Consider the following 13,072-nt stretch of genomic DNA (forward strand, 5'->3'; position numbering starts at 1 on the left):
AATGACATGGTAGGCGCGTGGAAACCGTAGTCCATCAAACGCTTCGCGATGTCTTCTTCACTGATGCCGATCTCTTCTTTTAGCGGTCGGATGTCGATGATGCACTCATGCGCCACTCGGCCGTTCTTACCGCGATAAAGTACAGGGTAGTGAGGGCGCAGGCGCTCCATTATGTAGTTGGCGTTCAAGATTGCGACTTTAGTGGCTTCAGTGAGTCCAGCCTCGCCCATCATCGCGATGTACGCCCAAGAGATAGGCAGGATAGATGCACTACCAAGATCCGCGGCAGAGACGGCAAACTCTTTACCTTCAACACCGTTTTCAATATGACCTGGCAAGAAAGGAGCGAGATGCGACCTGACGCCAATCGGGCCCATACCCGGGCCACCGCCACCATGCGGGATACAGAAGGTTTTGTGTAGGTTGAGGTGAGAGACATCAGAGCCAATCAAGCCCGGTGAGGTCAAACCTACCTGCGCGTTCATGTTGGCACCGTCTAGATAAACTTGGCCACCCGCCGCATGCACCATTTCACACACCTGCTTCACTTGCTCTTCGTACACGCCGTGTGTGGAAGGGTAGGTGATCATGATGCTAGAGAGGTTGTCAGCGTGCTTTTCAATTTTGTCCGCCAGATCGGTCAAATCGATGTTGCCGTCTTCATCACATTTCACCACCACGACTTTCATCGACACCATTGAGGCCGTCGCAGGGTTGGTGCCGTGCGCTGAGCTTGGGATGAGACACACATTACGGTGACCTTCGCCACGGCTCTCATGGTAACGCTGAATAGCAATCAGACCCGCGTACTCACCCGACGCGCCAGAGTTAGGCTGCAATGAAAAATCATCATAACCTGTGATTTCACACAGCTTCTCTTTCAGATCTTTCGCCAATGCCGCGTAGCCTGCGGCTTGCTCTAGTGGCGCAAACGGGTGAAGAGCGCCGAACTCAGGCCAGGTGACAGGAATCATCTCGGCTGCGGCGTTGAGCTTCATAGTACAGCTGCCGAGCGGGATCATGCCGTGTGTCAGTGAGAAGTCTTTGTTCTCAAGCTGCTTGAGGTAACGCATCATCTGCGTTTCACTGTGATGCGTGTTGAAGACTGGGTGCGTTAGGTACGCTGACGTGCGGCGCAGCGTTTCAGGAATCGCGGCGTACTCATTGCCACCGATTTCTGACGACAGTCCGTTGATCTCTTCTTTCACACCAAACACGTCAAATAGCGCGGCGATGTCATCAGTGGTGGTGGTTTCATCCAAACTCACGCCCAGTTGCGCTTTATCTGCGATCAGGCGCAGGTTGATGTCTGCCGCTTGTGCTTTAGCATACAGCGCCTCTGTTTGGCTGCCTGAATTGATGGTAATGGTATCGAAGAAGCTGTTGTGCGCCAGCTCGAAGCCAGATTTGGTCAGGCCAGCGGCTAAAATTGCTGTCATGTGATGCGTGCGGCGTGCGATGGTACGTAGACCTTGTGCGCCGTGGTAAACCGCGTAGAACGACGCCATATTGGCCAGCAGTGCTTGCGCGGTACAGATGTTCGATGTCGCTTTTTCGCGGCGGATGTGCTGCTCACGGGTTTGCATCGCCATACGCAGGGCTTGGTTGCCGTTGGCATCAATGGATACGCCAATCACGCGTCCTGGCATGGTGCGCTTGTGTTTGTCACGCGTCGCCATAAACGCTGCGTGTGGGCCGCCGTAACCCATAGGTACGCCGAAACGTTGCGCTGAACCAATCACCACATCTGCGCCCATTTCGCCCGCTGGCTTAAGCAGTGCGCACGCGAGTAGGTCGGTCGCAACCGCAACCAGTGTTTTGTTGGCTTGCGCTTTGGCGATCACGTCGCTCAAATCGCGCACTTCGCCTGTGGTACCAGGGTATTGAACCAAGGCACCGAATACGTCTTGTTCTGGGAGAGAGTCCAGTGACCCTATGGTGACATCAAAGCCGATGTATTTTGCACGCGTTTTGACGACTTCAATCGTTTGAGGGTGCACATCATCGGCAACAAAAAAGACGTTGCTCTTGCTCTTGCCGGCGCGTTTACACAGCGTCATCGCTTCTGCTGCTGCAGTTGCTTCATCCAGAAGGGAGGCGTTCGCGATGTCCATCGCGGTTAAATCCATCACCATCTGTTGGAAGTTGAGCAGAGATTCCAAACGTCCTTGTGAGATTTCCGGCTGATAGGGCGTGTAGGCCGTGTACCAACCTGGGTTTTCCATCACGTTACGCAGAATCACGTTGGGCGTGAAGGTGTTGTAGTAGCCTTGACCAATGAAAGTGCGCTTGACTTGGTTTTGATCGGCGAACTGACGCATAGCGCTCAGCATATCCGCTTCGCTCTTGGCTGGGGCCAAGCTCAGTGGCTGCTCAAGACGAATCTGCGGCGGCACCGTTTCCTCAATCAGAGCATCTAAGCTGGTGGCATTGATGGCCGCCAACATGGCTTGTTGGTCTTGTGTGTTTGGGCCGTTGTGGCGAGCAACGAACTCATTTTGTGTGCTGAGGCTTTGAAGTAATTCAGTCATTGTCCTTTACCTGCTCCAAAGTTCGCTGAGCGAACCGTGAAAAAAAGCTGCCTCCTAGATGGGGGCAGCTTTGCTGTTGTGCTTATTACTCGTCTTCGATTGAGTTTAGGTATTCTTCGGCGTCTTTTAGGTCATTAAGCTCAGAAGGATCCGACATCTTCACTTTGACGATCCAGCCGCCTTCATACGGTTCTTCGTTGATTAGCTCTGGGCTGTCTTCGAGCTCTTCGTTGATTTCGATGATTTCACCGGTGATCGGCGCGTAAATATCAGAAGCGGCCTTAACCGATTCAACCAACGAGAAGCTGTCGCCGGCTTCAATCTCGTCTTCTACTTCCGGTAGGTCGACGAAGACCACGTCGCCAAGCATTTCTTGAGCGTGCTCAGAAATACCGATAGTTACAGTGCCATCACCGTTGTCACGTACCCACTCATGGCTATCTGCAAACTTCAGTGTTTTGTCCATTGCTTAATCTCCAAAATAACTAAGATAAAATTGATTATTGGTACAGTGGGAAGCGATGACACAAGGCTTTCACTTCTTTGCGAACGCGTTGCTCTACTTCTGTATTTCCTTCAGGGTTATCGACTAACCCGTCCAGAACATCACCAATCCATTGTCCGATAAGTTTGAATTCTTCAGCGCCAAAGCCGCGGCTGGTTCCCGCAGGCGTTCCCAATCGAATGCCCGATGTAATCATAGGCTTCTCAGAATCGAATGGGATGCCATTTTTGTTACATGTGATCCCGGCACGCTCAAGCGCTTCTTCTGCTTTGTTACCCTTTAACCCTTTTGGCCTCAGGTCGACGAGCATCAAATGCGTGTCCGTACCGCCTGTCACAATGTCACACCCGCGAGTTTGCAACACCTCGGCAAGAACTTTTGCGTTGCTGATCACCGAATTGATATAAGTCTTAAACTCTGGCCCGAGTGCTTCACCAAACGCCACCGCTTTCGCTGCAATAACATGCATCAATGGTCCTCCTTGCAGCCCTGGGAACACGGCAGAGTTAATCTTTTTGATGATGGTTTCATCATTGGTCAAAATCATGCCACCACGTGGGCCGCGTAGGGTTTTGTGCGTCGTTGTGGTGACCACATCAGCATAGGGAAGAGGGCTTGGGTGCGCGCCAGTAGCGATAAGGCCGGCGATGTGCGCCATATCGACCATCAGCAAAGCACCGACTTCGTCAGCAATCGCGCGAAACTGGGCAAAATCAATCGTACGAGGAATGGCGCTGCCACCGGCGATGATAAGCTTCGGTTGATGCGCTTTTGCCAGTGCTCGGACATCGTCGTAATTGATTTCGAGTGTGTCGCGATCCACCCCATATTGCACTGCGTTGAACCATTTACCCGATAGCGCAGGTTTTGCGCCGTGTGTGAGGTGGCCGCCTGCATCAAGAGACATGCCTAAAATGGTATCGCCCGGTTGCAGCAGTGCGAGCATGACGGCGCCGTTTGCTTGTGCGCCAGAGTGAGGTTGAACGTTTGCGTATTCACAGTGAAAAAGTTTTTTAGCGCGTTCGATAGCGATGGCCTCGACCGTATCGACATGCTCACAGCCACCGTAGTAGCGGCGACCTGGGTAACCTTCGGCGTATTTGTTGGTTAGGCAGGTGCCTTGAGCCTGCATCACCGCTTTTGACACAATGTTTTCTGAAGCGATCAACTCGATCTGTTCGTTTTGTCGAGACAGCTCTGCTTGGATGCCGGCAAAGACGGCATCGTCGGTGGCACTGAGTTGAGTTGAGAAAAAATTCTCTAAGCGATGATTGTGATAGGTGTTGTTCATAGTCGATGACCTTCCAATTGAGTCGTCAGCGTGCTGACTAAATTTTGTGTAAATCCATGCCCCGAAAAGAGAGGGGAAAACCCAACTTGGTCGCAAAACTGGTGCGAAACACTGGGGTATAAATGCATCTCGACAACTAACAAGTTGGTAACATAGCGGGAGTTGCATCAACAATCAACCAAAAATTTCCTATTGGAAACACGCTTGCGGTTTTTGTTAACGAGTGCACACTATATTTCCTATCCTCACCTTTCCAGTTGCACGACCTTGGGGCACAATGAAATCCATATAGGAAGCGAAGAAAGTATGACTGAGGGAAACATGTCAGAAGATATCTACGATGAGTACCCGTCCATCACCCTAGCGAAGGAAGCGGGTGATCAAAACATCGAGCCGCTTAAGTTAGGCGAGCGCATCAAAGAGATTCGTAGCAAGTTAGGCATCACGCTTGAGGAAGCCAGTCAACGCACTGGGCTCGCGCGTTCAACGCTCAGTAAAATTGAGAACGAGCAAATATCACCGACTTTTCAAGCGATGCAAAAATTGGCATCGGGGTTGGCGATAGATATGCCGCAACTCTTTGAGCCGCCTAGAAAAAAAGTCGCAACAGGGCGAAGAGATGTCACCCGAGTTGGGCACGGCAAACCGCACCCCACGCAGACGTATGAACACGAATTGCTGGCTACTCAATTGTCCAATAAAAAGATGATGCCTTTCAAAAGCCGCGTCCATGCGAGGCGTTTTGAAGAGTACAGCGACTGGGTTCGTCATGACGGCGAAGAGTTTCTATTGATCTTATCGGGCACGGTTCGGTTCTATTCAGAGTTTTATGAACCGATTGAGTTGACGGTAGGTGACAGCGTCTATTATGACGCCAATATGGGCCACATGTTGATCTCAACCAGTGAGCAAGACGCGCATATTTTGTGGGTGACAGCCAAATAACGTGAATCAGATGTAAATTTCTTATAGTGAAAGCAAACGTTTGCTTTTGTATTGTTTATGCGTAGAATAACGCCGCTTTGATCGAATCTTGCTCAAAGCGGCGTTTTTATTGAGATGCCTTGTTGTGAATTTAATGTTAAATGTCACACTTTCACTTCTCCCGCTCTTATTTAGGGTGCATTCTCGCCATCGTCGTGTTTATTATTGGAAACAAGGTTTCCTCTCAAGGAAAACGGACCGGATCACATGGAGACAACAATGACTCAAGAATTACTGAAAACCCCTCTTCATACTCTGCATGTTGAAGCGGGCGCAAAGATGGTGCCGTTCGCTGGCTATGATATGCCTGTGCAATACAAACTCGGCGTTAAGAAAGAGCATCTTCATACCCGAGACGCTGCCGGACTTTTTGATGTGTCCCACATGGGACAATTGCGATTGCATGGTGAAGGGGCAGCGGCCTTCCTTGAGTCTTTGGTTCCTGTCGATATCATTGATTTGCCTGTAGGCAATCAGCGCTACGCGTTTTTTACCAACGACAACGGCGGCATTATGGATGACTTAATGGTGGCCAATTTAGGCGATCACTTGTTTGTCGTGGTGAACGCAGCATGCAAACAGCAAGACATCGATCACTTGCAAGCACATTTGCCATCGGGTGTGGAGCTGGAGGTGATTGAAGATCGCGCCTTACTTGCGATTCAAGGCCCGCAAGCGGTGGACGTATTGGCAAGATTGAACCCTGATGTAGCGAATATGGTCTTTATGGATGTCAAGCGCCTCAACTTATTGGGTGTGGAGTGCGTGATCAGCCGAAGCGGCTACACTGGCGAAGACGGATTTGAAATCTCGGTGCCGAACTCGCACGCGCAGGAGTTGGCGACCTGTTTAACGGCGGAAGATGAGGTGGAGTGGATTGGCCTAGGCGCGCGCGATTCTCTGCGCTTAGAGTGTGGTCTATGTCTATACGGCCATGACCTTGACCCGACCACGACACCGGTTGAGGCTAGTTTGCTTTGGGGCATCCAGAAAGTGCGTCGCATCGGCGGTGAGCGAGAAGGGGGCTTCCCAGGGGCCGACATTATTCTTGGTCAAATTGAATCGAAAGATGTCTCGCGCAAGCGCGTCGGTCTTGTGGGTCAAACCAAAGCGCCAGTTCGTGAAGGCACTGAGTTATTTGATGAATCAGACAACAAAATCGGCATCGTCACCAGCGGCACCGCAGGCCCGAATGCCGGCAAGCCCGTCTCTATGGCGTATGTCCGCGCCGATCTAGCCAGCATCGGCACTACTCTGTTTGCCGAGGTTCGTGGTAAAAAACTGCCCATGACCGTTGAAAAAATGCCGTTTGTCCCTCAGAGATACTATCGCGGTTAATCATGGTTAAATGATAGATATTGTGCATAAGCCTCTCTGCGGAGAGGTTTTTTTGTATCAATAATTGGGTAGAATCAAGGCTGCTGTTTCAAGGATTTATTGAATGAAAAACGTATTTCTCTTATTGGGTGTCATGCTCGCGACCCCGCTCTATGCCGCCGATGTGTCTACTTATATAGTGAATGGTGATGATGTTTCAGTCAGCAGCTATCCCTCATTTGCGAGTTTATATTTTGATGATGACGCCTACTATGGTTATCGCTGCGGCGCGACGGTCATCAACGCTGAGTACGTGCTGACAGCGGCGCATTGTGTGTACGGTGCCGAGAGTGAGATGCTTCACTACTGGGTGGTTCCCCAACTCCAAGATACGGCCGACTATTTGAGCTCGTCCAATAAATACCGAGTGAAAGAGTACTATTATCCGGACACTTATGTTGATTCCGCGCCTTGGCCAGACGACATCGCGATCTTAAAACTTGAATCAACGATCAGTGGTAATCCAGACTACAGTGCTTCGCTCAACAGCATAGCCAACGATACGTATGTTGAATCGAAATCGAGCGATAATTTTATCGCTATCGGTCATGGTTTAATTGAGGGGAATCAATCCAGCAGTGGCTACCTCCAAGCTACCTCTCTCGATATCATCTCACCAAGTTCGACCTGCGATTCGAGCATTTCCGACAAACAGCTCTGTTTTGATGGGGAAGTGTCCGGTAACTACAAAAACTCCACATGCGAAGGGGACTCTGGTGGACCAGTGTTTTGGTACAATGGTGCCGCCTACGTGCAAATTGGGATCACCAGTTGGGGATTCAAAACGTGTGGAGCGAAGGCTTATGACTACTCTTCCGTATTTACGGAGGTGTATGACTACGATAGTTGGATTCAGTCGGTGATCAGTGGCGGTGAGACCGCCAAGTACTATGTGACCACGTCAAATGGTACACGGACTTTATACCAAACGAGCAGCGGTACGGTGATTGATAGCGCAGATGTCGTGTCAGATACAACAACCACCTCTTCCTCTGGTAGCGGCGGTAGCCTTGGCCTCTTCTCCTTATTGGCACTTGTTCTGTTTGGTCAACGTCGTCACGCTTAAATGGCGTCGATCTTCTCACAAGCGACACTCGTAAACTAAACTTATTGAGTAGAGTGTCGTGAGGGATGAGCATGATGGGTCGATGGAGAGTGGCAGGGTGGGCGATGATGGTGTCCACCGCCTGTGTAAGTGCCGCAGAAATCTCGCCGTATATTGTCAATGGCACGACGACCGATTTAACGGATTACCCCACCTTTGCCAGCTTGTTTTATAAAACGGACAGCGTCTATCAGCCTTCCTCATTTTGCGGCGCAACGCTCATAAACAGTCGTTACGTGTTAACGGCGGCGCACTGCATTTATGGTGATGATGATTTAATGCTCTACACCGTCGTCGCGCCGGGGCTTGATGATGAGGATGATTTTCTCAACGCAGAACAAGCGCGCGCAAGCGAGTTCTATTACCCCGATAACTACCAAAACAGTGAAGCGGCGCTTTGGCCGAATGACATTGCCATCATCAAGCTCGAAACGGCGGTCAGTGCGAGCGACTACACCTATCTTATCAATTCAACAGTCAACAATAGCTTCAGTGATAGCGATACCTTTAAAGCCGTCGGGCATGGCTTGATCGAAGGTGGTACTGATGGCGGCACGCAAGCGCGAGATACGACGCTGGACTACGTCTCCACCGCCACTTGCCGTAGCGAGTTTGGCAGTAATATTACCAGCAAACAACTCTGTTTCAGTGGTGAGATCTCAGCCGGTTACCGAAACTCGACGTGCAGTGGCGATTCCGGAGGCCCTGTCTATTGGGACAATGGCGTCGAGTTTGTTCAGGTGGGGATCACCAGTTTTGGTCCTTCTCAGTGTGGTGATCAATCGGTGAGTGTGACTTCGGTTTTTACCGATGTGTACGATTATCAGGATTGGATCGAGCGGGTCATTAACGGGCAAGAAACGCCAAAAACCTATGTGGTGACAAGCAATGGCCAGCGTCGTTTGGTCTACAGCACTGAAACGACGTCCTCTCCATCAAGTGGCGGTGGTGGAGGGAGCTCAGGTCTACTCTTTTTGGTTTTATTGCTACTTTCTGGCACGCTGAAATGGCACTTGAGAGAAAGATCACAAGGTTAAAATCGATCTGTTTCGATTCTTAAAAATGAGATAATCAATATAAATATCTGAATATTGGAGTAATTGCGTATAAAACTTGAGGAATGTCTCAATCATCCACGTTGACTAATCTGTGCTAAACGATAGTTTTAAATTGTGAATGGGTTGAGCTAGGACTATTACTATGACAAATGGACATCACTACCAAATTACGCTTTTATCAGACGTAAGTATGCAATCAAAACTGTTTCGAGATTCTCTTGAGCAGGGATTACACCTCAAAGTGAACATTGTCACCATGGAAGATTTGCAGTCGGGGCACTTCGATAGCAGCTTGTTAGGTGATTTTGTACTCTTCGATTTTCAGTACATCGACGAAGAAAAGTTTGAACTGTACAGCCAAGCAAAAACGAACAATGACCATGTGTCGCGTGAGATCGTGATTAACTGCCCACAAGAGGTGCCTTCTACGCAACTCTTCAAGTGGCGCAACTTGGTGGGCGTATTTTATAACGATGACGATTTATCGCTGCTTCTCAAAGGCATGGAAAAGATCATGCAAGATGAGATGTGGCTGTCTCGTAAACTGGCCCAGGATTACATCGAACACTTTCGCTGTGCTAACACCGTGACCACGTCGCAATCCTACGCCAGTTTGACCAAGCGAGAAAAAGAGATCATGCGGCTACTTGGGCATGGGGCATCTAACTTACAGATCGCCGATGAATTGTTCGTCAGTGAGAACACGGTGAAGACCCACTTGCACAATATCTTCAAGAAAATCAACGCAAAAAACCGTTTGCAAGCGCTACTTTGGGCAAACAACAACATTGCACTTGAGGAACGCGTTTAAACGCATTCCCCTCTCATTAGGGCGCGGCCAGTCATTGATGTGAGTCAACGATGGGTCGTGCCTTTTCTCTTTTATTCTCGGTCACTTTTTATACTTATCTATTCATCGCATCGATAAAACGTGTCTGGTCCGACCGTCTTGAAAGTGAATGCGATCACTTTTTTGTCGGCGTGTTGCTCGTTTCTATCGATCATTCTCACACTCTCAACGAAGAGGTATCGCATTCATCACTGAGCGTTCTATTATTTCATCGAAACGTTTCGATGGTGTTTACAAGGTTGATTAAAGCAAGGTGTTTTAAACAGCGCTTCAATCAGCGACAGGGGTATTAACGCGATGTGATCGCGCTGTTTCCGGTAAGAGAAGCCCACGGCCAGCGAAACGATGAACGAGAAAAAGGTTCCCTACATGAAAAAAGGTTCCCTACATGAAAAAAAGTTCCCTACTGAATGCGGAGTTGTCCCACCTAGCGGCGACACTCGGCCATACCGATGAAATCACCGTGTGTGATGCCGGTTTGCCTATTCCAGAGTCGGTGCAGCGCATCGATTTGGCGCTGACTTATGGCGTGCCCAGCTTTTTAGATACGGTGCGTGTCTGGCTAAGTGAAGCGCAGATTGAAGGAGTGATCGTGGCGCAAGAGTTTGCCGAAGTCAGCCCTGAGCATCATCGAGCATTGATGGCGTTGATCGATGAGGAGCGTCGCACGTCAGGTAAGACAATCGAAGTGCACACCCTCTCTCATGAAGCGTTTAAACAGCGTAGCGAGCGCAGTCGTGCGATTGTGCGTACGGGCGAATGTACACCGTATGCCAATGTTATCTTCCAATCGGGCGTCGTGTTTTAACCATCATGACGTTGGCGACATCGTGTGACGCGGTGACGCTGCACAAAGACAGGAACAATTATGTCTCAAGCTATCTTACAACTGAGTGACATCGACAAAGCGTTTCCTGGGGTCAAAGCCCTAGATAGCGCCAGTCTCAATGTGTACCCAGGCCGAGTGATGGCGCTGATGGGGGAGAACGGAGCAGGCAAATCAACCTTGATGAAAGTCCTGACCGGCATCTACACCAAAGATAGCGGAACCATCCACTATCAGGGCCAACCCGCGGCTTTTAAAGGACCAAGGGACTCACAACAAGCAGGTATCAGCATTATTCACCAAGAGCTGAACCTGATCCCTGAGTTGACGATTGCGGAAAACATCTTCTTAGGCCGCGAATTTACCTCTGCGTTGGGGCGCATTCAGTGGGACACCATGTACGCGGAAGCGGATAAATTGTTGCGCCGCTTGAACGTGAAACACAGCTCGAAGCAGTTGTTGGGTGAGTTGAGTTTGGGTGAGCAGCAAATGGTGGAAATTGCCAAGGCACTCTCATTCGAGTCCAAAGTTATCATTATGGATGAGCCGACCGATGCCTTGACCGATACCGAAACGGAATCGCTGTTTGCGGTGATCAATGAACTGCGCGATCAGGGTTGCGGCATTGTCTATATCTCCCATCGCCTCAAGGAAATTTTCCAGATTTGTGATGACATTACCGTGCTGCGTGATGGTAAGTTCATTGGTGAATGTCCGGTGTCTGATACCGATGAAGATGGCCTGATTGAGATGATGGTCGGACGCAAATTGGACGAGCAGTACCCACGCATCGCGGTTTCGCATGGCAAGGTCTGTTTGGAAGTGATTGGCCTGACCGGTTCGGGTGTTTCAGATGTCAGCTTTACCTTAAACCAAGGTGAGATCTTGGGCGTTTCTGGCCTGATGGGCGCTGGACGTACTGAGCTGATGAAAGTGATCTACGGTGCGCTGCCAAGTGAGCGGGGCGTGATCAATCTCAATGGCAAAACGGTCAATCCAGAAAACCCACAAGATGCGCTGGCAAATGGTATTGCCTATATCTCTGAAGATCGTAAAGGCGATGGACTGGTGCTTGGGCTTTCTGTCAAAGAGAACATGTCGCTCTGTTCACTGGATAAGCTCACCAAGGGCGGGCGTATTCAACATAGCGATGAAGTGATTGCCGTCGATGATTTTATTCGTCTGTTTAACATCAAGACGCCAAGTCGAGAGCAGATTATTGGCAACTTATCGGGGGGCAATCAGCAAAAAGTAGCGATTGCGAAAGGCTTGATGACCAAGCCTAAAGTGCTGATTCTCGATGAGCCCACACGCGGCGTGGATGTCGGCGCCAAGAAAGAGATCTACCAACTGATTAATAAATTTAAAGCCGATGGGATGAGCATCATCTTAGTGTCGTCGGAAATGCCAGAAGTGCTCGGAATGAGTGATCGCATTTTAGTGATGCACGAGGGCCGAATTAGCGGCGAATTTGATGCCAAAGAGGCAGACCAGGAAACACTACTGGCGTGTGCCGTCGGTAAAAAGCGTATTGAGGATGCAGCATGAGCAGCAAAACCCTAACTAAAGCGAACCCAAGCCACAGCAAAAAGCTGCTGAGCAAAGAGTGGTTAATCGAACAGAAATCTTTGATTGCCCTGCTGTTTTTGATTGTCGTGGTGTCGTTCTTAAACCCGAACTTTTTCACCCTTGATAACATTTTAAATATTCTTCGCCAAACCTCGGTCAATGCAATCATTGCGGTGGGGATGACGCTGGTGATTTTAACCGCGGGCATCGATTTGAGCGTCGGCTCTGTGCTGGCCTTATGTGGTGCTTTTGCCGCGAGCATGATTGCACTGGAAGTTCCGGTACTGATCGCCGTGCCAACCGCACTGCTGGCGGGGGCGGCGCTGGGCGCGATCAGCGGGATCATCATTGCCAAAGGTAAGGTGCAGGCGTTTATCGCAACCTTGGTCACCATGACCCTTCTGCGTGGTGTCACTATGGTGTACACCGATGGTCGTCCTATTTCAACCGGCTTTACCGATACCGCCGATGCGTTCGCTTGGTTTGGTACGGGCTACGCCTTAGGGATCCCTGTTCCGGTCTGGTTGATGGTCGTGGTATTTGCAGCGGCATGGTATCTACTCAATCACACTCGTTTTGGTCGTTACGTCTACGCGCTGGGCGGTAATGAGTCGGCCACTCGCTTATCGGGCATTAACGTCGACCGAGTGAAAATCGGAGTGTACGCCATCTGTGGTTTGTTGGCGGCACTGGCAGGGATCATCATCACTTCTCGCTTGTCGTCAGCGCAACCGACGGCAGGTATGGGCTATGAGCTGGATGCCATCGCAGCGGTGGTATTAGGTGGTACCAGCTTAATGGGTGGTAAAGGGCGAATCATGGGCACCTTGATTGGCGCACTGATCATTGGTTTCTTGAACAATGCGCTGAACTTGCTCGATGTCTCCTCTTACTACCAAATGATCGCCAAGGCCGTAGTGATTCTACTTGCGGTACTGGTCGATAACAAAAACAAGTAATTAGGTTAACTCTGACT

Annotated in this window: 11 protein-coding genes; 8 read left to right on the forward strand and 3 right to left on the reverse strand. The window is 50.0% G+C overall.

Annotated elements, in window-relative coordinates:
• From gcvP to AC6R1O_RS01160, 3 genes are all read right to left on the reverse strand, one after another.
• Window positions 1–2,531, reverse strand: a 2,531-nt coding sequence (gene gcvP, locus AC6R1O_RS01150; RefSeq protein WP_500656357.1) for an aminomethyl-transferring glycine dehydrogenase, incomplete at its 3' end; no start/stop codon positions are given.
• Window positions 2,532–2,616: 85 nt separating this feature from the next.
• Window positions 2,617–2,997, reverse strand: a complete 381-nt coding sequence (gene gcvH, locus AC6R1O_RS01155; protein ID WP_334551500.1) for a glycine cleavage system protein GcvH — start codon at window positions 2,995–2,997, stop codon at window positions 2,617–2,619.
• Between the two features lie 34 nt (window positions 2,998–3,031).
• Window positions 3,032–4,327, reverse strand: a complete 1,296-nt coding sequence (locus tag AC6R1O_RS01160; RefSeq protein WP_500656358.1) for a serine hydroxymethyltransferase — start codon at window positions 4,325–4,327, stop codon at window positions 3,032–3,034.
• Between the two features lie 321 nt (window positions 4,328–4,648).
• On the opposite strand from AC6R1O_RS01160, the gene AC6R1O_RS01165 reads away from it, so the two are divergent.
• From AC6R1O_RS01165 to rbsC, 8 genes are all read left to right on the forward strand, one after another.
• On the forward strand, window positions 4,649–5,272 hold the full coding sequence (locus AC6R1O_RS01165) for a helix-turn-helix domain-containing protein (protein ID WP_334551502.1): 624 nt from the start codon (window positions 4,649–4,651) through the stop codon (window positions 5,270–5,272).
• A gap of 258 nt (window positions 5,273–5,530) precedes the next feature.
• Window positions 5,531–6,649 carry a glycine cleavage system aminomethyltransferase GcvT gene (gene gcvT, locus AC6R1O_RS01170; RefSeq protein ID WP_500656359.1) on the forward strand — a complete coding sequence of 373 codons (1,119 nt, stop codon included), beginning with the start codon at window positions 5,531–5,533 and terminating at the stop codon, window positions 6,647–6,649.
• A 103-nt stretch (window positions 6,650–6,752) separates the two neighbouring features.
• The gene (locus AC6R1O_RS01175) at window positions 6,753–7,754 is read left to right on the forward strand and encodes a S1 family peptidase (RefSeq protein WP_500656360.1); all 1,002 of its coding nucleotides are present in this window, start codon (window positions 6,753–6,755) and stop codon (window positions 7,752–7,754) included.
• A 71-nt stretch (window positions 7,755–7,825) separates the two neighbouring features.
• Window positions 7,826–8,830: a S1 family peptidase gene (locus tag AC6R1O_RS01180; RefSeq protein WP_500656361.1), complete on the forward strand. Its 1,005-nt coding sequence runs from the start codon at window positions 7,826–7,828 to the stop codon at window positions 8,828–8,830.
• 163 nt (window positions 8,831–8,993) lie between these two features.
• Complete coding sequence (locus AC6R1O_RS01185) at window positions 8,994–9,662, forward strand: LuxR C-terminal-related transcriptional regulator (RefSeq protein WP_500625536.1); 669 nt, start codon at window positions 8,994–8,996, stop codon at window positions 9,660–9,662.
• A 427-nt stretch (window positions 9,663–10,089) separates the two neighbouring features.
• Window positions 10,090–10,509 carry a D-ribose pyranase gene (gene rbsD, locus AC6R1O_RS01190; RefSeq protein WP_500630832.1) on the forward strand — a complete coding sequence of 140 codons (420 nt, stop codon included), beginning with the start codon at window positions 10,090–10,092 and terminating at the stop codon, window positions 10,507–10,509.
• Window positions 10,510–10,569: 60 nt separating this feature from the next.
• Window positions 10,570–12,075, forward strand: coding sequence for a ribose ABC transporter ATP-binding protein RbsA (gene rbsA / locus AC6R1O_RS01195; protein ID WP_500637445.1), 1,506 nt, complete (start codon window positions 10,570–10,572; stop codon window positions 12,073–12,075).
• Window positions 12,072–13,055 carry a ribose ABC transporter permease gene (rbsC, locus tag AC6R1O_RS01200; protein ID WP_487901646.1) on the forward strand — a complete coding sequence of 328 codons (984 nt, stop codon included), beginning with the start codon at window positions 12,072–12,074 and terminating at the stop codon, window positions 13,053–13,055. The genes rbsA and rbsC overlap by 4 nt, the downstream gene beginning before the upstream one ends.
• Window positions 13,056–13,072 lie beyond the last annotated feature (17 nt).

The sequence above is a fragment of the Vibrio sp. R11-SG3-ISO3-SZ genome (assembly GCF_059834345.1).

Excerpts from the sequence above, each read along its gene's own strand:
- gcvH (WP_334551500.1), bottom strand. The coding sequence starts at position 2,997 with ATGGACAAAACACTGAAGTTTGCAGATAGCCATGAGTGGGTACGTGAC.
- AC6R1O_RS01160 (WP_500656358.1), bottom strand. The coding sequence starts at position 4,327 with ATGAACAACACCTATCACAATCATCGCTTAGAGAATTTTTTCTCAACT.
- AC6R1O_RS01165 (WP_334551502.1), top strand. The coding sequence starts at position 4,649 with ATGTCAGAAGATATCTACGATGAGTACCCGTCCATCACCCTAGCGAAG.
- gcvT (WP_500656359.1), top strand. The coding sequence starts at position 5,531 with ATGACTCAAGAATTACTGAAAACCCCTCTTCATACTCTGCATGTTGAA.
- AC6R1O_RS01175 (WP_500656360.1), top strand. The coding sequence starts at position 6,753 with ATGAAAAACGTATTTCTCTTATTGGGTGTCATGCTCGCGACCCCGCTC.
- AC6R1O_RS01180 (WP_500656361.1), top strand. The coding sequence starts at position 7,826 with ATGATGGGTCGATGGAGAGTGGCAGGGTGGGCGATGATGGTGTCCACC.
- AC6R1O_RS01185 (WP_500625536.1), top strand. The coding sequence starts at position 8,994 with ATGACAAATGGACATCACTACCAAATTACGCTTTTATCAGACGTAAGT.
- rbsD (WP_500630832.1), top strand. The coding sequence starts at position 10,090 with ATGAAAAAAAGTTCCCTACTGAATGCGGAGTTGTCCCACCTAGCGGCG.
- rbsA (WP_500637445.1), top strand. The coding sequence starts at position 10,570 with ATGTCTCAAGCTATCTTACAACTGAGTGACATCGACAAAGCGTTTCCT.
- rbsC (WP_487901646.1), top strand. The coding sequence starts at position 12,072 with ATGAGCAGCAAAACCCTAACTAAAGCGAACCCAAGCCACAGCAAAAAG.